The sequence below is a fragment of the Halobaculum limi genome, from assembly GCF_029490015.1.
Classification (GTDB): domain Archaea; phylum Halobacteriota; class Halobacteria; order Halobacteriales; family Haloferacaceae; genus Halobaculum; species Halobaculum limi.
The window spans coordinates 981,260-1,003,438 of record NZ_CP120468.1 but is presented as its reverse complement, the minus strand read 5'-3'; the positions used below and the strand labels follow the sequence as shown (position 1 = coordinate 1,003,438).

Below are 22,179 nucleotides of genomic sequence, written 5' to 3'. Positions count from 1 at the left end.
GCGTCGAGGGCTCGCTCCGCTCGCCCTCGCTCAGAACGCGCGGAGGGCTTCGAGGACCGCCGCCGCGGAGCCGTCGTCGATGGCGGCGCGGGCGGCGTCGAGACCCTCGTCGATGGAGTCGACGTCGCCGCGGGCGTAGATGCGGAACGCGGCGTTGAGTGCGACGGCGTCGCGCCAGTGGTCCTCGCGGTCGCCGGTGACGACCTCCTCGGTGATGCGCGCGGAGTCGGCGGCGACGTCGTCGACCTCCAGGTCGGCCTCCTCGAAGTCCATCCCGTACTCGGGCGTCTCTATCTCGTAGTCGGTGAACGCCTCGGAGTCGGAGTCGCCCTCGCCGGCGTTCCACTCGGCGACCTTCGTGTAGCCGGGGCGGATGTCGTCGTATCCCTCCATCCCCTGGAACATAATGACGCGATCGAGGTCGTGGAACTGGCTCTCGGCGAACGTGTCGACCACCTTCTTCGCGAACGCGAGGTGGTAGAACGACCCGAGGTGCGTCGACGCGCCCGCGGGGTTGGCGAGCGTCTCGATGGTGTTGACGAACGTGCGCACGCCCATCATCTCACGGCGCTCCCACAGGTCGTGGACGACGGGGTTGAACGCCGGCTGGTAGTAGAAGCCGAAGCCGGTGTCGTCGACCATCTGCGCGGAGTCGCGCGGCGTCAGTTCGGTGGCGATGCCGAGGTCGTCGAGGACGTGTTTGTACGCGTCCTGTTTCTGCGTGGGGACGCGGTCGCCCGAGTGGACGACGACGGGCGTACCCGCGCCGGCGGCGACGATGCCCGCGGCCGCGCCGAGGATGGCTGTCTCGCCTTTCCCGTCGTAGTTCGCGCCGCAGTCGACGGGGTCGACGTCGGGTTCTGCGTACTCGACGTGCGTGCACATCTCGTCGACGTACGCCGCCAGTTCCTCCGGGTTGTTCCGCTTCCAGCGATTGGCCAGCCAGAACGCACCCAGCGTCGTGTGGTCGGGTTCGCCCGCGAAGATGCGCTGGATGGCCTCCGTCGCCTGCGCGCGCGTCATATCACCAGCGGACTTCGGGCCGGAGCCACACACTTCGGTCATCAGGCGTTTGAGCGGCCACTCGCCGAACTCGGTCTCCTCCTCGGTAGTCGCCGTCGTCATAGTTGAGTGGAGGGACGCTCGGCGCAAAAACGACCCGGTTGCGGGGAGATCCGTCGAGTCAGGATCCGTCGGGAGTACCGGTTGGTGTCGACGGCGTGGACGGTGTCGATGGTGGCGACGGCGTCGATGGGGTCGACGGTGGTGACGGCGTGGACGGCGTGGACGGTGGTGACGGTGTAGAGGGTGGCGACGGTGTGGACGGTGGTGATGGCGTGCCGTCGTCGCCCCCGTCGGTCCCGCCAGCCCCGCCGTTCGCGAACCCCGGCCCTGGGGGTTCGCCCGCGGCCATAAACGCGATCACGTATCCCAGGAATCCCTCGTTGTCCGCGACGTTGTACCGTCCGATCTGGATGAACGAGGAGTCACCGAGGACGAGTGTGTTCCCCGTTCGAACGCCGACGGGGTAGCGCCGGACCTCGTCGCTCCCGGACAGGCGCGCACCACCGCGCGCCCGGAGAACCACCTCGCCGTCGCCGGTCGGCGTGACCGCCGCGGGCGTGTACAGCGCCACATCCGATCCGCTGTCGCTGGCGTCGCCGACGGGCGAGGCGAGCGGACTCTTGTAGTTGCCGTCGTGGGCGGACTGGTGGTAGACGTACCCTTTCGAGACGGTCACGTCGAAGGCAGCCGCGAGGTTCGCGAGCCTGCTCTGTCGTTCGCTTGTCGAGACGCCGCCGACGCCAGCAGTGACGCTGAGACGGTTCGGCTCTGCGAGGACGACGACCCGACCGCCCTGCTCGGTGTACGACTGGAGCGTCTCGGTGTCCTCGTCGTCGTATCGCGTGCCCGGGTCGATGATCAGGAAGGCGGTCGCGTCCGCGAGCGCCGGTGCGAGCGGTCCACGGTCGTGGAACACGACGTCGTAGCCCGCACGCGAGAGCGCCTCGTACAGCGGATCGATCTCCGTCGACGTGAATCGGTTGGCGTGCGAGCGGTCGACGACGATCGTTCCCTGCCCGCGTTCGACCTCGATAGTGCCCTCGGCGGGAATCTGCGTGACGCCCAAGTCGGCGACGTCGTACTCGCTGTTGTTCAGGGCGGGCGACTCATCGCTCCCGCCCGCGAACAAGCCGGGGATGCCACCGAGAACGAACGCGACGACGACGGCGACGACGACGAAGACGGCGAGGCGAGCGCCCCACCCGCGAACGTCCGTCTCTCGTTCACCGAGCGCCATCGCGCACCTCCAGTCCGCCGCTGCCGACACTGGCTGGTGGTCCGTCCGTGCCTGTGGTGGTTCCGTTCGTCGCAGTTCCGTTCGCCGTCCTCGCGTCGGCCACCGTCTCGTTCGGCGGGGTGACCGCCCGCGCCTCGACGGCCGCCACAGCGCCGCCGTCGAGGTACATCGGTGCGATCATCAGGAACACCGGCCCGCCGGTGCCGTTGCCGAGGAGATACTCCGCGGAGACGCGTTCGCGGGTCGGCGCGTCGCTGGCGAGGTAGTTCGCCTGCGAGACAAATCGTGCGGTGGTGTTGTCCGGGCGGAGAACGCGGACGCTGTAGGTGTCGAGGTTCGCACGCCGGGCCGCGTCGCGGATGGCGGCCTCACGCCCGCCGACGTGGTCCGCGAGACCGTTCTCGACCGCCTGCCCGCCGGAGTACACCCGCGCCTGTTCGAGTTCCGCCCGCGACATCGTCAGCGCGTCGCCACGCTGTTCCAACACCGCGCCGATGAACGCGCGGTGGAGCGACTCGAGAATGTAGAGGAACTCGCGTTCGTCCGCGCCCGAGAGTTTGTTCGGTCCGGTCGTCCCGACCACGTCGTTCGGTTCCAGATCCTGCGGCAGCGTCGCGAGGACGCCCACGCTCCCGACGACGCTGGCGGGTTTCACGTAGATGGCGTCCGCCGGGGCGATGGTGTAGTATGCGCCAGAGGCCGCCGAGGAGTCGACGGCCGCAACGAGTGGCTTCGTCGCGGCAGTCCGCTTCGCTTGGAGGTACAGTTCCTCGCTCGCGGCCGCCCCGCCGCCGCCGCTGTTGGTGACGATGACGACGGCGTCGATGGATGGGTTCTGTCTCGCCTCGGTCAGCATCGCCGCGACCGCCGCGGACGACTGTCCGTCGATAGTTCCCTCTAGCGGGACGACCGCGACCGTTCCGTCGGTCTGTGTCGTCGCGTCGTACGCCACCGGCGCTGCGACCGCACCGACGATGACGCCGAGTGCGACGAACAGGACGTACGACCGACCGATCCGCCCGAGTAGGCGCGATCCTGTTGTACTCACGATAGTTCACGAACGCTGTCAAGAATTATGAATACCGGGGCGCACTCCGACAGAGCGAAACCGATAGAACCGACGCGACCCTGGGATCGGCAATGGGTAGTTCCGAACGCGAGGAGGCCGCCGACGCGGACGTGGAGACGGTCGACGACCCCGACGACTGGCGTGCCGGACTCGACGGCGTCGACGCGCGACTCGTCGACGACTACCAGAGCGGGTTTCCGGTTGTCGAGCGCCCGTTCCGCGTCGTCGCCGAGGACCTCGGCATCGACGAGGAGGAGGCGCTCGACCGGGTGACGGCGTTGCGCGAGCGAGGCGTCTTCCGACGCTTCGGCGCGGTCTTGAATCCGCCCGTGATCGGGTCGTCGACGCTGGCGGCCGTCGCCGCTCCCGACGACCGATTCGAAGAAGTCGCCGACGTGATCAACGGCTACCGACAGGTGAACCACAACTACCGCCGCGAACACGAGTGGAACATGTGGTTCGTCGTCACCGCCGGGACGCGCGAGAAGCGCGACGAGATACTCGCGGACATCGAGGAGCGAACCGGCTGTGAGGTGCTGAACCTCCCGATGCTGACCGACTACTACATCGACTTGGAGTTCCCCGTCTGGAACGACGACGCGTTCGCACGGGAGTCGCTGGAGTCGACGGACGCCGGCGCGACCCGCATCTCTGAGGACGCCACCGGCGGCCTTTCGGAACTCGAACGCGACCTGCTCATCGAGATTCAGGACGGCTTCCCGCTGACGGCGACGCCGTACCGCGACGTGGCCGCCGCCATCGACGCTGACGTCGACGACGTCCTCTCGGCCGTCGAGCGACTGCTGGCCGACGGCTGTATCAAGCGCATCGGCTGTGTGGTCAACCACATCGTCACCGGGTTCCACAACAACTGTATGGTCGTGTGGGACGTGCCCGACGACCGCCTCGACGAGTTAGGTGAGCGGGTGGGCGAACTCCCGTACGTCACGCTGTGTTACCACCGTCCCCGCCGACCCGACCAAGACTGGGAGTACAACCTCTTCACGATGGTCCACGGTCGCGAGGCCGACGCCGTCGACGCGAAGATAGACGAGTTGGCCGAGGAGTACCTCCCGTTCGACCACGAACGGCTCTACTCGACGGAGACGCTGAAACAGACCGGCGCACAGTACGAGGAACTGGTCGGCGAGTAGGGGTTACCTCCCGGTTGCTCCGGTCCCGTTGCGGTCCGTCGCCTGAAGGTCGATCCGACCCTCTGGCATCGGCACGCCCGCGAACGGGTCGGCGTCGTCCGCCAGCAACAGGCTCCCGTCTAGATCCGCGTAGTCGAGGAGCGGCCCCAACTGACACCCGGCGGCGATAGCGGCGTTCGACTCCACCATACACCCGAGCATCACCTCCAGGCCGTGCGCACGGGCGGTGTGGACCATTCGCTTCGCCTCCAGCAGACCGCCGCACTTCATCAGTTTCAGGTTCGCGATGTCACAGCGATCCGCAATTTGTGGGATGTCCGCGAGCGTGACGCACGACTCGTCGGCGGCGATGGGGAGCGCCGAGCGCTCGTACGCGTCTTTCAGCCCCGTGGGGTTGTCGGCAGGGAGCGGTTGCTCGATGAACTCCACGCCCAGATCCGCGAGCCACTCGCTCTTGCGGGCCGTCTCACGGGGCGTCCACGCCTCGTTGGCGTCGACGCGGAGGGTGGCGTCGGGTGCCTCCTCGCGCACCGCCTCGACAACCTCGCGGTCGCGGTCGGTGCCGAGTTTCAGTTTCAGCGTGGAGTAGCCAGCGTCGACGGCCGCGGCGGTCTTCTCGCGCATCACGTCCGTCTCGTCGATGCCGATGGTGTACGACGAGGTGGGCGCGTCCTCGGGATTCAGCCCCCACAGCCGGTACAGCGGGACGCCGAGACGCTTGGCCGCGAGGTCGTGCAGGGCGATGCTGACCGCACACCGCGCGGCGGGGTTGTCGGCGACGACGTGTGCCATTCGGTCCTCTATCTCCGCGAGTGCGTGGGGGTCGCCTACTTCCTCGACGACTGCGAGCAGGTCGGGGATGACCGCCTCGACGGTCGCCGCCGTCTCGCCGTAGTGGCTGGAGGGGGCGGCCGCGCCGACGCCGGTCATCCCACCCTCGTCGGTGATCCGAACGATCACGTTCTCGGCGGCCGTGGTGGTACCGCGGGAGATGGTGAAGTCGTGTTCCAGCGGCATCGACACCCGCTCGAACTCGGCGGTGAGCGACGTCATCGGATCGCCTCCACGATATCGTCGGCGCCGAAGCGGATGAGGTCCGTCGCGGGCGCGTCGATGGCCTCTGAGAACTCTGCGACCGCGTCCTCGGCGGCCGCATCGTCGTCGACGTCGACCGTGTTGAGGGCGCCGGCGACCACCTCCGTCTCGTGGACGGGTGCCGCCAGCGACCCGTAGAGGTCGACGTACTCCTCGATGGGCGGGAGCGCGGTGTCCTCGTAGCCGTGGATGGCCTCGCGACCGGCGGCGTGACAGAGGACGAGTTTGTCTGCCATCGCGCCGTGGAGGATGCCACAGGTCACGGCGGAGTACGCCGGGTGGATGATGCTCCCCTGCCCCTCGACGACGAGGAGGTCGTGGTCGTCGCCCTTCTCCAGGATCATCTCCTCGACCGCGCCGGCGGTGAAGTCACTCACGACGCGGTCGACGGGGTTGCCCCACCCCTCAATCATAATGCCCGTCTGGCCCGTCGGGATGGCACAGGCGTCGATATCGGCGTCTCGGGCGGCCTCGACGATCTCCATCGTCGCGGTCATCTTCCCGACCGAGCAGTCGGTCCCGACAGTGAGCACTACGTCGGCGGCCACCTCGTCGGAGCGCCCCTGCGCGACGGTGAGGTCGTCGTGTGGCTTGCGGACGTCTTGGAGGTCGACGCCGTGTTCGGCCGCGAGTGCCGCGAACTCCTCGTCGTCGTTCAGGAAGTAGTGGAGGCCCGAAATCACGTCACAGCCAGCCTCGATGGCCGCGCGGACGTCCGGCCGCCACGACTCGTCGAAGCCACCCCCGATGGGCGCGATGCCGATGACCAGAGCGTCCACGTCGCCGGGAACGTCGGCGAACGACTCGACGACCGGCGCGTCGCGCACGCCGCCGAGGTGGTCGGCCACGCGGTCGCCCGCGCAGTCGCGGTCGAGGACGGCCGCGACCTCGTAGTCGGCGTAGCGGATGACGCCGTTGGCGGTCTTCGAGCGGTCGGGGAACTTCTCGTGTGCGAGGACGGCGACGCGATTGTACATACCTCGCCCTGTGCGAGCGCGGGTGATAAATCGGACCCACGCGGCCGGGACCGCCGGGAGTCGACGGCGATCCGAGAAAGAGGCACGGTCGGCCGACTTCACCGGCCCTTACACCGCTGCAACACCGAAGACGGATCAATGAGCGACGGCATCCACCTCAACCTCTTCACGATGAACTCCGTGGAGCACGTCTCGCCGGGGTCGTGGACCCACCCGGCGGACCGCTCCGCCGAGTACACAGATAGCGACTACTGGACGGACGTGGCCCGCACCGCAGAGCGCGGCGGCTTCGCGGCGGTGTTCTTCGCGGACGTGCGGGGCATCTACGACGTGTACGGCGGCGACCGCTCGACGGCCATCGAGAAGGCCGTCCAGACGCCGTCGAACGACCCCGGCTACCTCGTGCCCGCGATGGCGGAGGTGACTGACTCGCTGGGGTTCGCCGTCACGAAGTCCACCACCTACACGCACCCGTACCAACTCGCGCGGGAGTTCTCCACGCTCGACCACCTCACTGACGGCCGCGTGGCGTTCAACGTCGTCACCTCCTACCTCGAATCGGCCGCCCGCAACCTCGGCCTCGACGAGCGAATGGACAAACAGACCAGGTACGACCGCGCCGACGAGTTCCTCGACGTCTGTTACGCACTGTGGGAAGAGTCGTGGGACGAGGACGCTGTCGTCCGCGACCGTGAGGCGGGCGTGTTCTCCGACCCGTCGAAGGTCCACAACGTCGACCACAGCGGCGAATTCTTCGACGTGCCCGGCCCCCACGGCTGTGAGCCGTCGCCCCAGCGCAGTCCCGTCATCTTCCAAGCGGGGTCCTCGGACCGCGGGCGCGACTTCGCCGCCGCCAACGCCGAGGCGGTGTTCTGCTCACAGCCGACCGAACGCGGTGTCCGCGAGTACATGGCCGACCTGCGCGACCGCGCCGCAGACGCCGGACGCGACCCCGACGACCTCGCGTTCTTCCCCGGTGTCGTCCCCGTCGTCGCCGAGACAGAGGAGGTCGCCGAGGCGAAGTACGAGCGCTTGCTGGAGACGGTCGACGTGGAGGCGACGCTCGCGCTGTTGTCGGGCTTCCTCGATATGGATCTCTCCGAACTCGACCCCGACCAGAAGATCGAACACATCGAGACCGACGCCATCCAAGGGACGATGAACGCCTTCACCAAGTCCGACCCCGACCGCGAGTGGACTGTCCGTGAGGTGGCGCAGTTCTCCGGCCTTGGTACCACCTCGCCGGTCGTCGTCGGCACGCCCGAGCAAGTCGTCGACGAACTCCAGTATTGGCACGAGGAAGTCGGCGTCGACGGCTTCAACGTCAAGGAGGTGCTGCGCACCGGGAGCCTCGACGACTTCGTCGACCTCGTCGTGCCGGAACTGCGCGCGCGCGACCTCCTCGCAGAACCGACGCCCGGCGAGACGCTCCGCGAGCGACTGCTCGGCGACGGACCCCGCCTGTCGGAGACGCATCCTGCGCGGCAGGGGTAAAATCGAGTCGTCGCTCGCGTGAAATCAGACCAACCGACGCGATAGGGCGTGAGACGTGCACGACCGCGGGTTTCGTTCGGGGACGGTACCGCCGACGCCAATACCGTTAAGTAGTCACACCCGTTGGCTACAGGTGACGCTTCGTCTGGAGGGCCGAAGCGTCAGCGGGGACCAATTCAGGGCGGAACGCGTGCCGCTCTTTTCACCGGCACGCGTTCGGCCCACGTTTCCAACCGACACACAGCGGCGCGTGTGTACGGTCGTCGAGAAGTAGCACCCGTCAGCGACGCCACTCACGAGTGACGACACCGCGCAGAACGTGACCACTCACTCGTTCGTGGGCGGGTTGCGAAAGACGCCGTCGGCGATGGCGGCGGTGCCGACCAGCGACCCGACGGGTGCAGTCACGCGAAACGGGAGCCCGAGCGCCACCGTCGCGAGGACGGCCGCCGCCATCGCTGTCCCGATGAGCGTGAGCAGAACGTCCGGTCGCGCGGGCGCATCGGTCGGGAGCACGGTAATTACATCTCATTAGAGACTTGTGAAAGTTGGGTCGACTCCAGCGACGACGCAACACCTACCAGTTTGCGACACGAAGCCTAGCCGATGCCCTCCAACGCAGACCGCGAGCGAGAACGGCCACCGGTCGACCTCGTACCAGTGTGTGCGGTCGCCGTCGTCGTTGCCACCGACGCCGCCCTCCTCACCGTCGCCGACAGCCTCGCCGCCGACGTGAGCGTCCGCGTCGGCCTCGGCGTCGGTGCCGTCCTCGCGACCCTCGTGGGCGTCGCGGTGGGAACCCGACGGACCCGCGGCGCGGTCGTCGGCTGGTCGCTCGCCCTCGTCCTCGCGCTTCTGTACGCGTACACTGGGATGATCCTCCCGTGGACCGAGGCGTCGTTCACCCTCGCACAGGCGGGCATCGAACTCGCGCTGTCGCTGCCGGGTCCCGCCGGTGAACTCGTGGCACAATCCCTGTTCGCCGGGTTCACGCTCTCAGCGGCGACGCTGGAACGGGCGTTTCTGATCCACTACGGCGTCGCCACCCTCGCGGTCGTCGCGGTGGCGGTCAGACTCGGCGTCGGGTATCTGGGTCGAGAACGGCCCTCGACGGTCTGAGCCGTCGCAGAACTGCGAGGGAAGGGATTTGAACCACGGTCGTTCTGCTCGCGTCGCTCGCGACACTCCCTGATTCAAATCCTTCAAAGCGACATTCACGGCTCTCACGTCTGTTCGAGCCGGAATGCGAGGGAAGGGATTTGAACCCTTGAACTCCTGAGAGAGCGGATCTTAAGTCCGCCGCCTTTGGCCAAGCTCAGCCACCCTCGCGCGACCGTACCTTTCGCTGTCGGCGGGTTGTGGGTTTCGGTTCCTACCAGTCCACGCTGAGGGTGCCGTCGCCGTGCGGGTCGGGCGCGAGTTCCTCGTCGGTCCGCCGGTCGACGACGTGGATACAGCCCACGTCCTTCTTGGCGGGACACACCTCCGCCGCGCGGATGTTCTCCTCCAGTTCGTCCTCGGCAATGTAGTACGACTTCGGCTTCGCCATCCCGCTAGCGATGTCCATCTCCCAGTTGTCCGCCACCTCCGCGCACTTGCCCGCGCCGAAGCAGGCGTTCGCCTCGAAGATGATCTTGTACGGCTTCTCCTCCACCGGCGGGCCGTCGCCGCCGACGTCGCTCGCGGTCTGTACCTCCGCGTCGAGGTCGCTCATACCCTCGCTTCGAGGGGCCCGACTTTCCGTCTGTCGGTGGCGGCCCCGACAGTTCCGATCCCAGCAGAATGGCCGTCGCCCTTTTTGAGGAGTCCATCGAGTCACGAACTCGTGAGCGACGCCCCCGAGGACACGATGCGCGAGCGCGCCGGTGCGAGTCGGGTGAAGCTGTGGCTCCTCATCGACGCCGACCGTCGACTCGTCGCGGTGGGCTTTCTCGTCGCCGTGTTCGTCCTCGTGTTTCTCGCCGGGATACTCGTCCCGGACGCTGCGACACTTCTCGCCGATGGCGACCCCATCGAGACGGCGTTTCAACCGCTCCTCGGCGGCATCATCACGGGCGTCACGCTCGTGCTCACGCTGAACCAACTCGTGCTCTCACAGGAGTTGGGCGCGGTCGGCGACCAGCGCGAACGGATGGAGGGCGCGACCGGATTCCGCCGGGACGTGGCCGACGAGCTCGGACGCGACGTGATGCCGCCGGAACCCGCCGCGTTCCTCCGGGACCTCGTCGTCGCCGCGGGACAGCGTGCCGACGACGTGGAGGAGGCACTGGCCGACGACGAGAACCTCGTAGACGACGCCCAGCGACTCGTCGACAGCGTCCGCGGCAACGCCGAGACGGTCGGTGACAGTCTCGACGACGCACAGTTCGGGACGTTCGACGTGGTGTCGGCGGCGCTGAACTTCAACTACTCGTGGAAACTGTACGAGGCCCGGCGACTCCGCGCCGACCACGACCTCTCCGACGAGCAAGACGACGCGCTGTCGGCGCTTGCGGACGTGCTCGAACTGTTCGGCCCCGCCCGTGAACACTTCAAGACGCTGTACTTCCAGTGGGAACTGGTCGACCTCTCCCGGTCGGTGCTGTGGGCGGCGGTGCCGTCGCTCGCCGTCGCCGTTGGGTCGGTGCTGTACCTCAGTGCGCTCGTGCCGGGTGCACCCGCGACCGGCCTGTACCTCGCCGGGCCGTTCGTCGTGAGTGCGGCCCTCGCGGTTGCACTGCTCCCGTTCGCAATCCTGTTGTCGTACGTCCTCCGCATCGCGACCGTCACGAAGCGAACGCTCTCTATCGGACCGTTCACGCTCCGGGAGACGACCACCCGCGACGACTGACCCAGAAGACGGCCGCTGAGACCGCTGACTCGGAGTCGGTCGGTGACACCGAAATCGATCAGGGAGGGCGGTCGGCGGAGGGAGCACAGAGCGCGGAGAGCGGAGGGCGGGCGGTGTGACCGAATCGCCGGCGCTCGTTACTTCGAGGCGTCTGCGTCTTCTTCTTGCTGGAGTTCTTCGAGTTCGGCTTCGACCTCTTCGTCTTCCACCTCGGTGTCGACGTCGGCCTCGCCGTCGCCTTCGGGTTCTGCGGGGGCCTTCCCGAGTTCCGCACGCAGCGTCTCTAGTTCGGCGTCGACTTCGCGGTCGGTTCGCCCCGATTCGAGTTCGCGGTCGATTTCGTCGCCCGACGAGAGGGCGTCGTCGAACGCGCCGGTGTCTTGCAGTTCGTCCATCGCCATCGACCGCGCTTCCATCTCCTCGGTGCGCGACTCCGCGTTCTCGATGGCTCGGCTCACGTCCTCCATCTCGTCGCCGACGCCCGACATCGCCTCCGAGACGCGCGTGGAGGCTTCTGCCGCCTCGTAGCGGGCTTTCATCGTCTCTTTCTTCGTCTTGAACTCCTCGATGCGACTCTGGAGGCGGTCCTTCTTGTCGACCAGGTCGTCTTGCGTGTTCTGGAGTTGTGCGATCTGGGTCTCCAGGTCCTCGATCTGGTTCATCTTCGACTTCTTCTTCTCCAGCGCACGCCGAGCGAGGTCGTCACGGTCCTGTTGGACGGCCTCGCGGGCCTGTTCGTTGTGCTTCTCGACGTTCTCCTCCAAGCGACGCTTCTGGATCTCCAGGCGCTTCTTCTGGGTGGTCAGGTCCGCGATACCCTGTTTCACCTGCTGGAGTTCGTCACGCATCTGCTCGTAACTGTAGTCCAGCGTCTCGGTGGGGTCTTCCGCTCGGTTGAGGATCGCGTTGATCTTCGAGCGGATGACGTAGGAGGTGCGTGAGAGGATTCCCATAGCGTCGGCTAGGCTCAGTAGCCGTATAAATCTCACCCGACCGAGAGGTACTCCCGACGCCGTTTTCATCGCCGCGGTCGCACCCCCGCGTGTGACCGACGTACTCGTTCCCGGCGGGCGCGACGTTCGTGCCTCGTTGGACCGCGCTGACGACACCACCACCGACGCCTGTGTCGTCGCGTGCCCGCCACACCCCCAGCACCGCGGCCACCGCGGCGACGAGCGACTGCGTGCCGTCTCGGACGTGGTGACTGCGGGCGGTGTCGACTGCCTTCGCTTCGACTACGGCGACTGGGACGAGGGGTACGGCGAACGCGCCGACGCCCGCAACGCCGTCGCGTGGGCCCGCGAGCGCTACGACCGGGTGGGACTGTTCGGGTTCAGTTTCGGTGGCTGTGTGGCGCTGTTGGTGGCAAGCGAGAGCGAGGTGGACGCCGTTTCCGCGCTCGCGCCGACGGCCCGCCTCGCGTCGGATCTGGACGCCGTCGCCGCGATGGACGCTATCGACTGCCCCGCACAGGTGGTGTACGGCACCCGCGACGACACCGCCGACTGGCGGCCGGTGGTGGAGCGTGCGCGGGAACTCGGCTTCGACGTGCGGGAGTTCTCCGCCGACCACTTCTTCGTCGGCCAGGCGGGGAAGGTGGGCGACGCCGCGGGGGAGTGGTTACTCGACGCGTTGTGAGGCGTCGCTGTCGCCTTGGTGGTAGCCAACCACGAGATTGACGACGACGGCCGTGACCGCCGTCGCGCCGACGAACACCCAGAAGGCGGCGCTGGCGGCGACGGCGACGTTCTCGCTCACGGCGTACAGCGTCGTGGCGGCGAAGGCGGCGAGTCCAATCGGCACGAGAAACGGGAGGTCACGCCACCGACCGCCGGCGTTGCGGTACTCGACGGCCGCCGCCCAGACGTTGCCGACGGTGAACTGGAAGATGACGAGGCCGAACAGTCCCGAGAGGGCGGCAGATAGCGGGTCGAGGCCGCGAGTCAGTTGGAGCGCCGTGCCGGCGAGAAACACAGCGAGCATCAGCGCGTGCCACGGTCGTAACTGAGCGGCGACGCGGTGGTGGAGGGCCATACGCGGACCACTCGGCAGGGTGACAAAAAGCCGTCGTCAGTTGTACTCCCGCCAGCGATACCCACACTCCTTGCACTTGAAAAAGCGCGTCGGCGGTTCGTCGGCCGCCCCCGTCTGTTTGATCGTGTACCACGCCACGGTGTGGCCACAGTCGTCACAGACGACGTCTTCGGAGGTGGGCTTCCCCTCGAAGTTCGCGCCCTCCTCCGTCTCGATGACGTCGTCGTCGCTCTGTTCTTCGGTCGAGACGAACTGCGCGGCCAACTCCTCGTCGCGGTCGGCGGTCGCGCCGCACGACGAGCACACCATCACGCCGTCGTCGGTGCGCATCATCGACCCGCACTCGTCACAGAACTGCATACCGCGCCACTACCGGGCGCGTGCCGGTAGGTGTTACGTGTCCGCCTCGGTCGCATCGGCGGCGTCGGCGGGCGTCGACTCCCCGGTGTCGGTCGCCTCGGTGGCGTCGTCCGTCTCGGCGTCTGCCACCACGGCTCCGAAGTTCGGTCGCCCGGTGTCGGTCACCATCGGACAGCCACGCACCCGGAATCGCCCGGCGTCGACGACTTCGACGATGTCGGTCCCCTCGTGGCCGCACGCGACAGCAGGTGGTGCAGAGAAGAACGGACACTGCTGGCAGTACTCGCGTTTGTCGACGACGTGTTCCGGGCGGGCGTCCTGCGCGTCGGCGGCGCGTGCGACCTCCTCGGCAGCCTCCCCCGACCCGAGCGGTTGGTCGTCCGTCTCGTCGAGTGTCCGCCAGAGGTCGTCTTCGTCGACGTCACCCACCTCGACGTGTTCGAAGAAGTCGTCGTCGGGGGTCTCCTCGCGGCGACGGCGGCGCTCGTCCACCCCGCGTGCGAGGTCGCTGAAGGGGGCCAAACTGTCGGCGTCTTCGGCGTCGACGTCTTCGGCGTCAGAGCCGTCGGCGTCGGTCGCATCCTCGGAGGTCGTGTCCTCGGGGGTCGCGAACGGGTTGTCGACGGTCGGCGGGTCGTCTCCGTCGGCGGCCGTGTCGGTCGAGTCGGTGTCGTCGGGGTCGTCGCTCATCTACATTCCCTCGAAGATGTCCGACGGGTCGGTCTCTTCGACCGTCTCACCCTCCAGCGCAGGGCGGTGGCCCACCGACAGCGACGGCGACCCGAGGAATCCCGATGCGGGTTCCACCGACTCGAAGGTCGCGGCACAGTGGGGACACTCGGGCACAGACAGCAGTGCCAACTGCACCGTCGCCCCGCAACTGTCGCAGGTGGCTTTGGTGATGCCGTGGCGATTCGCCTCCGTCTGTAACTCCTCAGCGGCCCGGCGCTGTGACTCGCGTGCCTCCTGTTTCGCGACGCGCGTTCGGAGGTCGGCGACGACCCGCGCGAGCGTCGAGAGTTTCGCGTCGTGGTCGTCGGTGGTGTCGGTGAGGTACTCCAACACCTCCTCGTAGTTATCGAAGCCCTCCTCGAACCGCGCTTCCAACGCCTCGACGTCCGTCCGAAGCGAGTCTAGGTCGGCGGCCAGCGAGTCGAGTTCGGCGTCGAGGCCCTCCAGCGACGCCAGCGAGTCGACCGCTTCCTGGAGGTCGGGGTGGTCGTGGTCGGCCTCGGCTTTCGCGTCGGCCTCGCGTTTGACCTGGATGACGCGCGAGCGAACGTCGTCGATTTTCTCGTCCAGGTCGTCGTCGAGTGCTTGTACCCGCCGGTCGAGGTCGGCAATCTGGTCGGTGAGGTCGTCCGGTGCCGCCGCTGTGTCGCCAAGCGTGTCGGGCGTGGGAAGCGAGTCGGCCTCTGCGTCGAGTAATCGCGACACCGAGACCGCCCGTGCGAGCACCTCTTGGGGAGCACGCCCGGTCTCCTCGGCCCGTGAGTACACCCACTCTTGAAGGGCATCCGGAAGCCCCTCGACCTGCTCTCCGGCCATCTACGGGTGAGTAGTGAGCCGCTACATAAATACTACCGGCCCAGTTATCGGCGCTCGTACTCAGGAGACGCGTTCGCTCGGAGTTAGCGAATCTTGCGCACGTCGCTGATGTCGAGGCCGCCGTCGTGAATCTCCGTCTCGAAGCGGACGATGTTCTCTTTTTCCAACTGCGAGAGGACGCCCCGGAACTCGCGAACGATCATCGTGCGGCCGCGCTTCGACCCGCCGGACTCCCAGTTGAACTCCAGCGTGCCGCCGCTGCCGTCCATCAGTTGGCCGAACTGCTGGTCGGTGATCGTGTCGGTGTTGACGACGGCGAGGAGGAGACCGCCCCACGAGTGGACCGCCTTCGCGAGGCCGCGCACGAGCATCGCCACGTCGCTCCACTCCACCTCGCCGCCGGACGCGCCGACGAGGTCGGTGATCGAGTCGACGACGACGAGGTTGCCCGCCGCACGCTGGGTCAGGTGTTCGCCGAACGCCGAGAGGACGCCGTCGCGGTTGCCCGCCTTCCCGAGGTCGGTGATCGAACTCGTCGTGCCCATATACCACTCGCGGGGGATCGACGAGAGTTGGAAGTACTCCGGCGAGAGGTCGACGAACTCGATAGCCTCGATGGCCGGGTCGACGATCTCGTCGGCCATCGTGTAGCGTAGTTCGCGTTCGATGAAGTCCTGTCCGTTCGTAAACGAGAGGTAGTGAACTGACGGTGGCACCGTCGCCTCCTCTCCCATCTCACCGTAGTAGAGGTCGAACGTCTCGCTGTCGGCGTTCGCGAGTGCGTTCATTGCGGCGCTCGTGTAGGCGAACTCACGAGCGCCTGCCCCCGACTCGCCGGCGACGAGCACGACGCTCCCCTCGGGTGCGCCGCCGCCGAGCACCCGGTCGAGTTGGCCGACGCCGAACGGGATCCGATCCATAGGCCACCTCACTCGGGGGCGTGCTTAGGCGTTGTGCCGAGTGAGCGGGGAGCACTCACGTCCCACTCCGCCTGCAACCACTCACCCGCCTGCCGCCACTCACTCGTCGGCCGGCCGGACCGTCGCTCCCCGATTCCGCGCCGAGACGACCCGGACGCTACCGTCGACGCCCGCCGCCGACAACGCCGCCTCGCCTGCTGCCCGTGCGGCGTCCGCGCGGTCGGCGTCGGTGACGCCGTACACCGTCGGCCCCCACGAGGACTGTCCCGCGCCGAACACCGCGGGGTCGTCGTCGAGCGTCGCGACGACGTCGCCCACGGGCGGGCGGTAGACGCCGCCCTGTTCGTCCGCGAACCACGCGCCGTTGAGCCGACCGACCTCCGCGACGGCCTCGCCGAACCGTTCCGCTGATCCCTCGGCGACGGCCGGGAGGAGGCGCCGTTGGATCACGCCCGAGACGCGGTCGGCGACCGCCGGGTCGGCCTCTTCGACGGCGTTTCTGATCGACGAATCCTCGTCGTCGCCGGAGCGTCCGGGGTCGACCGCGGGAACGACGAGGAGGAATCGCCAGTCGTCGGGGATAGTGTGGTGCGCCGCGACCGCCGGCACCTGCCACTCCCCGTCGGCCGGGCGTGCGGTGGTGAACCGGCCGGTTGGGTGACCCGCGTCGAGGACGAACCCGCCGCGTTCGAACGTCGCGACGCCGACACCCGAGCGGCCACCCCGTCCGAGCGAGGGGGCGCGATCGCGAACCGCCGGGTCGAGGCCGTGTGCGCGGGCGACGCCTGCGAGCGTCGCCAACGCGAGTTGGGTACCGCTGCCGAGTCCTCGGTGGCGCGGGAGTTCCTCGTGAACCGTGACGCGTGCACCCGCGACGCCGAGGAGGCCGCACGCGCGAGCGGCGTACTCGGCGACCTCGTCGTGGTCGGCGTCGACGCCGGCGGCGGGCGTACACGTCAGCCGAACGCGGGGGCCATCGATCGCGACGCCGGCCGCACCGTACAGCCGTTCGTGTGCCAGCGAGAGGTTGCCGAAGCCGAAGTGGAGGCGTGCGCCAGACTCGACCGTCACCGAACGAGTCGCGTTCGGTCGGTCGGAGTTCCTGTCGCCGGTGTGGTCGGCGTCGCGTCCCATCGTGTCTCGACTCGTGGTAGGTCGGTGGCCGTGGTGTCGGTTTCGACAGCGGACAATACGGACGGCGACGTGCGGGTGGCGGGAGTGGAACCCGGAAGCGTTACAGCGACTCCGCGAGCGTCTCGCCGAGTTCGATGCCGTCCCAGACGGCTTCGTGGGCGCGCGCCTCCCCCGCGACCCAGTCGCCGGCGACGAACAGGCCCGCGTCGCGTGCGTCGGCGACGGCGTCCGCCTCCGGCGAGAGTGCGTCGTCCGGGAGCGCGTACCGCCAGCCCTGGTCGTCGACCCAGTCGGGGTCTGTGAGGCGGTCGTCGCCCACCACGTCGGCGATCTGCGCGGCCGCGGCGTCGGCAGCCTCCTCTAGGGGGTCGTCGTAGTGAGCGGTCGACCACGCGGGACTCATCTGTGCGATGAGCAGCGACTCACCCTCGGGGACGTGCCCGCGCTTGCACTCCTCACGTGCGATCCACCCGACCTCGTGGGCTTTGTCCGCGTTGACGACCGCGTACCACGGCACGTCCAGCGGGAAGTCGTAGTGCAACACGAGCGTCCGAATCGTGCGGAACTCGACGGCGTCGACCGCGTCGTGAAGCGCGGTCAGCGTGTCCTCGCCGTCTGCCCACTCGGTCGCAGCCAGCAGGTCCGCGGTCTGTGGGGCAGGGGGCGTGAGCAGGAGGGCGTCGAACGGGCCGTGGTCGTCGCCGTCGGTGTCGGTGACCGTCCACGTCCCGTCGGTTCGCGCCAGCGACTCGGCGCGAGTGGTCTTGCGTACCGCCGCGTCTGTCGCCGCGAGGAGGCGCTTGGCGAACTGGGTGATGCCCGCCTCCCACGTGTACTTGTGCTCCTCCTGCCGGTCGCTCGCCGCGATGTCGCCGGACTCGTCGAACGTCCACACGGGCCCGTCGATGTCGACGAGACCGTCGGTCCCGAGGTCTTCCAGAAGGCCGACCGTCCGGTCGTCGGCGTCTTTCACGTAGTTCGCGCCGTGGTCGTATCGACAGTCGTTGCCGCGGCGGGTCGCCGCCCGACCGCCGACGCCACGGGACTTCTCCAACAGCGTCACGTCGTGGTCCGTGTCGCGAAGCGCGTACGCCGCTCCCGACCCCGCGAGGCCCGCGCCGATGATGCCGATGTCTGCCATCGTGGGACCCACGGGCGGGAACGCCGTATCGCTTGCGGGCGGTCGCGTCGGGTGGCCGAGCATCCCGGAGACGCTTCCGACTCGTGTGAAAGCCTTAAGAAGAGAGCCCCGTCACTATCGGCAATGGTGTACGACGCTATCGTCTTCGACAACGACGGGGTCCTCGTCGGCCGGACCAGATACGACGTCCTCCACGAGGCCGCCTGGGACGCCTTCGACGCCCTCTCGGTGGCGGACCCCGACCCCGAGCACGTCGAGTCGATGGTCGTCGGCGTCTCCCCCGCACAGGTCGAAGACGTCTGTTCGACGTACGACCTCACGCCGCGGGAGTTCTGGGCGATGCGCGACCGGACGGCCTTCGAGGCACAGCGCCGCGAAGTCCACGCCGGAAACAAGCGCCTGTACGACGACATCGACGTCCTCCGCGACCTGTCGGCCCCGCTTGGTATCGTCTCCTCGAACCAACACGAGACCGTCGAGTTCCTCCTCGACCACTTCGGCGTCTCGGACCTCTTCGACACCGCCTACGGACGAGAGCCGACCGTCGAGAGCCTCCGGTTGAAGAAGCCCAACAGCCACTACATCGACCGCGCACTCGACGATTTAGACGCCGAGACGGCCCTGTTCGTCGGCGACAACGAGTCCGACATCGAGGCCGCGAACAACGCCGGCATCGACTCGGCGTTCATCCGCCGCCCCCACCGGACCGACTGGAACCTCTCGGTCACCCCCACCTACGACATCGACGACCTGACCGACTTACAGGCCATCTGTCTCTGAGACGGTCGGAAACCGAGGTGCTCCGAGACACCCACAGACCTATCGCGTGGTGGTGAGTCGGTGGTGTGAGTGCCCGTTCTCGTCTCGTTTACCCTGCCGGCCGACGCGTTCGCGTTCGCGGCCGCGGTCAACCGCGACCGCGACCTCCGGGTCCACTTCGACCGCGTCGTGCCAGTCGGCGACACCGCGCTCCCTTCGTTTTGGCTCACCCGGGGCGACCGGGCCACGTTCGAGGACGCCGTCGCCGACGACCCCGCCGTCGACCGACTCAATCGAGTGGAATCGACCGACGGCCGGCACCGCTACCGCGCCCGGTGGGCCGGCGACGACGACCTCCTCGCGGCCGTCATCGAGGCGGACGCGACGATGCTAGAGGCGCGACTCAACGACGGCATCTGGTCGTTCCGCCTCCGCTTCGACGAGGCTGCCGAGACCAAGCCATTCCATCGACGGTGTCACGAACACGAGATTCCGGTCGATATCACCCGCGTCGTCACCCTCGACGACGCCGACGAACGCGCCGAGTACGGCCTCACCGAGCGCCAACACGAGACGCTGGTCGCGGCCTACGAGGCGGGGTACTTCAAGCGCCCGCGGGAGGCGACGCTCGCGGATCTGAGTGCCGAACTCGGCGTCACCGAACAGGCCGTTTCCCGACGAATTGGACTCGGACTCGACGCACTGTTGGGCGCGAGCATCGCACACAACTGACGCCCCCTGATAAACGAGTTGTCACGTCAACCAGAACGTTCTGTGGCGGTGCCAGCGAACTACTGCTCAGACCGACGGCTGCCAAGCGCGCTGTTGGTCGCCCGGCATCCCCCCGTCCGGCGTCGGCACCAGCGACGCCGCGACGGACTGGATCGGTCGCCGACCGCCACCTGCCCGGCCCCGGCGGTCGCGACCGCCCATCCCAACTCGCCACCCCAGCGAGCCACGGCCAGTCACCTCGTCGAGACCGTCGATCCTTTCCTCACGAGCGGTGAAGCCGTCGTATGGATCTGGCGTTCCCGCCCGTCGGCCTCGGCACGATGGGCCTCGACGGCGACGACGGCGCACGGTCGGTCGAAACGGCGCTCGACGTTGGCTACCGACACCTCGACACCGCGCAGGTGTACGAGAACGAGGCGACCGTCGGCGACGGCCTCGCCCGCAGCGACGTCGACCGCGACGACCTCCTCGTCGCCTCGAAGACGTGGATCGACCGCCTCGCGCCCGCCGACGTCCGGCCCTCGACCGAGGCGAGTCTCGACCGCCTCGGCCTCGACACGCTCGACCTCCTGTACGTCCATCGACCGAAGGGTGGCTACGACCCGGAAGGCACGCTCGCCGCCTTCGACGAACTCGTCGACGATGGCCTCGTCCGCGGGGTCGGCGTCTCCAACTTCGAGGTCGACGAACTCGACGAGGCGATAGCCCGCCTCGACGCGCCGCTTTCGGCCCACCAGACGGAGTACCACCCGTTGTTCCAGCGCCCCGCGCTCCGAGAGCACGCCGTCGACCACGGCTACACGCTGGTCGCGTACTCGCCGCTGGCGGGCGGCCGAGTGCGGGAGGTGGCTGAAGTGTGCGCGGTCGCAGAGAAACACGACACGACGCCCGAGGCCGTGAGCATCGCGTGGCTCACCGACAAGGACGGCGCCGTCACCGTCCCGAAGGCGTCGAGCGAACGTCACCTGCGTGCGAACCTCGCGGCGGCCGACCTGACGCTCGACCCCGAGGACCACGAGCGAATCGACGGCATCGACCGCGAGGAGGAGTTGTTCCCGGAGTAGTCTCACGGGTGAGCGACCGGCAGCGCCCGTGGGTTGATGCGTCTGCGGCACCAGTATCTGGTATGAGCGACTCCGCAGAGACGACGCCCGAGGACCTCCCCGAGAGCGACGAGGAGTGGCGCGAGCGACTGACCGACGAGGAGTACCGCATCCTCCGCGAGCAGGGGACCGAGGCGCGCTTCTCCGGCGAGCACGTCGACCGAAAAGACGACGGCGTGTACAAGTGCGCTGGCTGTGGCACCGTCATCTTCGAGTCGGAGACCAAGTACGACTCCGGATGTGGCTGGCCGAGTTTCTACGCCGCCGACGACTCGAAGGTGCGCCTCCTCGACGACCACAGCCACGGGATGACGCGCGTCGAGGTTCGGTGTGGCACCTGCGACGGCCACCTCGGCCACGTGTTCCAAGACGGCCCCGAACCGACCGGCGAACGGTTCTGCATCAACTCCGTCGCCATCGACTTCGAGGCCGACGAGTAAGCCAGCGCGGGCGGCAGCGGTCGCGGTCCGCGCCCACTGCACAGCCACCGGCGGGCTTTTCTCGCGACCGTCCGACCCCGGCGTATGACCGACGCTCCCACCCTCCTGTTCGCGCACACGGTCGGCCCCGACCGGGGCACGGCCCTCCGCGACCGCCTCGTCGACGCCGACGTTCCCGCCGACCGCGTCGTCGCCGCGGCGACGCCCGCCGAGACGGACGCACACATCGCCGACGCCGAGGGTGTCGTCCTCGGCCGTCTGCCGGACGATTTCCTCGACCGCGCCGACTCCCTGCGGTGGATCCAGACGCTCTCCTCGGGCACCGACTACCTCCCGAAATCCGACCTCGAAGCCCGCGGCCTCGCGGTGACGAACGCCGCGGGCGTCCACGCCGAACCCATCGGCGAACAGGTGCTCGCGTACATACTCTCCTTCGAACGCAACCTCCACACGCTCGCCCGCCAGCAGGCAGAAAATCGCTGGGAGCGCCGCGAGGGTGGCGAATTGCGCGGCAAAACCGTCGGTATCGTCGGCGTCGGCGCTATCGGCACGCGCGTCGCGGAACTGACCTCGGCGCTGGGGATGGACGTGTGGGGCGTGAAACGCGACCTCGACACGATGCCGGAGTCGGTCGACGAGGCGCGCACGCCCGCCAATCTCCACGAGGTGTGCCTCGCCGCCGACTACCTCGTCCTCGCGTGTCCCCTGACCGACGAGACGGAGGGCCTCATCGGCGGCGACGAGTTGCGCCTCCTCGGCGAGGACGGCGTCCTCGTCAACGTCGCCCGCGGCGCGGTGTGCAAGCAAGCGCATCTCGTCGGAGCACTGCGCTCACACCTGATCCGCGGGGCCGCCCTCGACGTGTTCGAGGAGGAACCGCTGCCTGCGGACTCGCGGCTGTGGGATCTGTCGAACGTCATCGTCACGCCGCACATGGCGGGGAGCACGCCACACAAGACCGAACGGTGGACAGCGATTATCGCGGAGAACTACCGCCGACTGGCCGATGACGACCTCGACGGGATGCGAAATCGCGTGCTGTGAGCGGGTGAGATGGGTGCGGCGGGAGTCGGCGGGGGCGGCGACC

Annotated in this window: 26 protein-coding genes and 1 tRNA gene; 10 read left to right on the top strand and 17 right to left on the bottom strand. The window is 68.1% G+C overall.

Annotated features, from left to right (window positions below):
• Nucleotides 1–30: 30 nt before the first annotated feature.
• Genes P0D77_RS05045 through P0D77_RS05035 form a run of 3 tightly spaced genes read right to left on the bottom strand, consistent with a single transcriptional unit; the run spans nt 31 to nt 3,350 of the window.
• Nucleotides 31–1,125, bottom strand: coding sequence for an anthranilate phosphoribosyltransferase (locus P0D77_RS05045; protein WP_277555132.1), 1,095 nt, complete (start codon nt 1,123–1,125; stop codon nt 31–33).
• Between the two features lie 58 nt (nt 1,126–1,183).
• Nucleotides 1,184–2,302, bottom strand: a complete 1,119-nt coding sequence (locus P0D77_RS05040; protein ID WP_277555131.1) for a DUF4350 domain-containing protein — start codon at nt 2,300–2,302, stop codon at nt 1,184–1,186.
• Entirely contained in the window at nt 2,289–3,350 is a 1,062-nt protein-coding gene (locus P0D77_RS05035; protein ID WP_277555129.1) for a S49 family peptidase, read from the bottom strand. Before P0D77_RS05035 ends, P0D77_RS05040 begins: the two co-directional genes overlap by 14 nt.
• 92 nt (nt 3,351–3,442) lie before the next feature.
• Here P0D77_RS05035 and ahbB point away from each other — a divergent pair, with 92 nt between their 5' ends.
• Entirely contained in the window at nt 3,443–4,525 is a 1,083-nt protein-coding gene (gene ahbB, locus P0D77_RS05030; protein ID WP_277555128.1) for a siroheme decarboxylase subunit beta, read from the top strand.
• Between the two features lie 3 nt (nt 4,526–4,528).
• Here the strand turns inward: ahbB and P0D77_RS05025 are convergent, their stop codons facing one another.
• A complete protein-coding gene (locus P0D77_RS05025; protein WP_277555127.1) occupies nt 4,529–5,578 on the bottom strand; it encodes a dipeptide epimerase in 1,050 nt (349 codons plus the stop codon).
• Entirely contained in the window at nt 5,575–6,597 is a 1,023-nt protein-coding gene (locus P0D77_RS05020) for an N-acetyltransferase DgcN family protein (RefSeq protein ID WP_277555126.1), read from the bottom strand. The genes P0D77_RS05025 and P0D77_RS05020 overlap by 4 nt, the downstream gene beginning before the upstream one ends.
• 138 nt (nt 6,598–6,735) lie before the next feature.
• On the opposite strand from P0D77_RS05020, the gene P0D77_RS05015 reads away from it, so the two are divergent.
• Nucleotides 6,736–8,091 (top strand): LLM class flavin-dependent oxidoreductase, encoded by a 1,356-nt coding sequence (locus P0D77_RS05015; RefSeq protein WP_277555125.1) that lies wholly within the window; start codon nt 6,736–6,738, stop codon nt 8,089–8,091.
• A gap of 327 nt (nt 8,092–8,418) precedes the next feature.
• On the opposite strand, the gene P0D77_RS05010 is transcribed toward P0D77_RS05015, so the two are convergent.
• A complete protein-coding gene (locus P0D77_RS05010) occupies nt 8,419–8,607 on the bottom strand; it encodes a DUF8015 family protein (protein WP_277555124.1) in 189 nt (62 codons plus the stop codon).
• Between the two features lie 90 nt (nt 8,608–8,697).
• Between P0D77_RS05010 and P0D77_RS05005 the strand changes: the two genes are divergently transcribed.
• Nucleotides 8,698–9,210, top strand: a complete 513-nt coding sequence (locus P0D77_RS05005; protein ID WP_277555123.1) for a cytochrome b N-terminal domain-containing protein — start codon at nt 8,698–8,700, stop codon at nt 9,208–9,210.
• A gap of 125 nt (nt 9,211–9,335) precedes the next feature.
• Here the strand turns inward: P0D77_RS05005 and P0D77_RS05000 are convergent.
• Nucleotides 9,336–9,420 (bottom strand) — tRNA-Leu (locus P0D77_RS05000).
• Nucleotides 9,421–9,463: 43 nt separating this feature from the next.
• Nucleotides 9,464–9,805 (bottom strand): ferredoxin, encoded by a 342-nt coding sequence (locus tag P0D77_RS04995; RefSeq protein WP_277555122.1) that lies wholly within the window; start codon nt 9,803–9,805, stop codon nt 9,464–9,466.
• A 111-nt stretch (nt 9,806–9,916) separates the two neighbouring features.
• Here P0D77_RS04995 and P0D77_RS04990 point away from each other — a divergent pair, with 111 nt between their 5' ends.
• Nucleotides 9,917–10,921 carry a DUF7972 family membrane protein gene (locus P0D77_RS04990; protein WP_349770089.1) on the top strand — a complete coding sequence of 335 codons (1,005 nt, stop codon included), beginning with the start codon at nt 9,917–9,919 and terminating at the stop codon, nt 10,919–10,921.
• Between the two features lie 137 nt (nt 10,922–11,058).
• Here P0D77_RS04990 and P0D77_RS04985 read toward each other — a convergent pair whose 3' ends face one another.
• A complete protein-coding gene (locus tag P0D77_RS04985; protein ID WP_277555121.1) occupies nt 11,059–11,874 on the bottom strand; it encodes a PspA/IM30 family protein in 816 nt (271 codons plus the stop codon).
• A gap of 91 nt (nt 11,875–11,965) precedes the next feature.
• Between P0D77_RS04985 and P0D77_RS04980 the strand changes: the two genes are divergently transcribed.
• Complete coding sequence (locus tag P0D77_RS04980) at nt 11,966–12,559, top strand: dienelactone hydrolase family protein (protein WP_277555120.1); 594 nt, start codon at nt 11,966–11,968, stop codon at nt 12,557–12,559.
• Here the strand turns inward: P0D77_RS04980 and P0D77_RS04975 are convergent.
• The 7 genes from P0D77_RS04975 to P0D77_RS04945 form a co-directional block, all read right to left on the bottom strand.
• Entirely contained in the window at nt 12,542–12,955 is a 414-nt protein-coding gene (locus P0D77_RS04975; protein WP_277555119.1) for a hypothetical protein, read from the bottom strand. The two genes, P0D77_RS04980 and P0D77_RS04975, sit on opposite strands and share 18 nt — an antisense overlap.
• A gap of 36 nt (nt 12,956–12,991) precedes the next feature.
• Nucleotides 12,992–13,315: a transcription factor S gene (locus P0D77_RS04970; RefSeq protein ID WP_277555118.1), complete on the bottom strand. Its 324-nt coding sequence runs from the start codon at nt 13,313–13,315 to the stop codon at nt 12,992–12,994.
• A gap of 33 nt (nt 13,316–13,348) precedes the next feature.
• Entirely contained in the window at nt 13,349–14,005 is a 657-nt protein-coding gene (locus P0D77_RS04965; protein ID WP_277555117.1) for a DUF8135 domain-containing protein, read from the bottom strand.
• Nucleotides 14,006–14,863 carry a CopG family transcriptional regulator gene (locus P0D77_RS04960; RefSeq protein ID WP_277555116.1) on the bottom strand — a complete coding sequence of 286 codons (858 nt, stop codon included), beginning with the start codon at nt 14,861–14,863 and terminating at the stop codon, nt 14,006–14,008.
• An 83-nt stretch (nt 14,864–14,946) separates the two neighbouring features.
• The gene (locus P0D77_RS04955; protein WP_277555115.1) at nt 14,947–15,783 is read right to left on the bottom strand and encodes an RAD55 family ATPase; all 837 of its coding nucleotides are present in this window, start codon (nt 15,781–15,783) and stop codon (nt 14,947–14,949) included.
• Nucleotides 15,784–15,882: 99 nt separating this feature from the next.
• Nucleotides 15,883–16,917 carry a beta-ribofuranosylaminobenzene 5'-phosphate synthase family protein gene (locus P0D77_RS04950; protein ID WP_277555114.1) on the bottom strand — a complete coding sequence of 345 codons (1,035 nt, stop codon included), beginning with the start codon at nt 16,915–16,917 and terminating at the stop codon, nt 15,883–15,885.
• A 100-nt stretch (nt 16,918–17,017) separates the two neighbouring features.
• Nucleotides 17,018–18,058 (bottom strand): NAD(P)/FAD-dependent oxidoreductase, encoded by a 1,041-nt coding sequence (locus tag P0D77_RS04945; protein WP_277555113.1) that lies wholly within the window; start codon nt 18,056–18,058, stop codon nt 17,018–17,020.
• A 123-nt stretch (nt 18,059–18,181) separates the two neighbouring features.
• Here P0D77_RS04945 and P0D77_RS04940 point away from each other — a divergent pair, with 123 nt between their 5' ends.
• Both P0D77_RS04940 and P0D77_RS04935 read left to right on the top strand, forming a co-directional pair.
• Entirely contained in the window at nt 18,182–18,838 is a 657-nt protein-coding gene (locus tag P0D77_RS04940; protein WP_277555112.1) for an HAD family hydrolase, read from the top strand.
• Nucleotides 18,839–18,907: 69 nt separating this feature from the next.
• Nucleotides 18,908–19,549 (top strand): helix-turn-helix domain-containing protein, encoded by a 642-nt coding sequence (locus tag P0D77_RS04935; RefSeq protein WP_277555111.1) that lies wholly within the window; start codon nt 18,908–18,910, stop codon nt 19,547–19,549.
• 66 nt (nt 19,550–19,615) lie between these two features.
• Here P0D77_RS04935 and P0D77_RS04930 read toward each other — a convergent pair whose 3' ends face one another.
• The gene (locus P0D77_RS04930) at nt 19,616–19,786 is read right to left on the bottom strand and encodes a hypothetical protein (protein WP_277555110.1); all 171 of its coding nucleotides are present in this window, start codon (nt 19,784–19,786) and stop codon (nt 19,616–19,618) included.
• Nucleotides 19,787–19,833: 47 nt separating this feature from the next.
• On the opposite strand from P0D77_RS04930, the gene P0D77_RS04925 reads away from it, so the two are divergent.
• The 3 genes from P0D77_RS04925 (at nt 19,834) to P0D77_RS04915 (ending at nt 22,136) form a co-directional block, all read left to right on the top strand.
• The gene (locus tag P0D77_RS04925; RefSeq protein WP_277555108.1) at nt 19,834–20,613 is read left to right on the top strand and encodes an aldo/keto reductase; all 780 of its coding nucleotides are present in this window, start codon (nt 19,834–19,836) and stop codon (nt 20,611–20,613) included.
• A gap of 62 nt (nt 20,614–20,675) precedes the next feature.
• Nucleotides 20,676–21,092, top strand: a complete 417-nt coding sequence (gene msrB, locus P0D77_RS04920; RefSeq protein WP_277555107.1) for a peptide-methionine (R)-S-oxide reductase MsrB — start codon at nt 20,676–20,678, stop codon at nt 21,090–21,092.
• 84 nt (nt 21,093–21,176) lie between these two features.
• Entirely contained in the window at nt 21,177–22,136 is a 960-nt protein-coding gene (locus P0D77_RS04915) for a D-2-hydroxyacid dehydrogenase (protein WP_277555106.1), read from the top strand.
• The last annotated feature ends 43 nt before the right edge of the window (nt 22,137–22,179 follow it).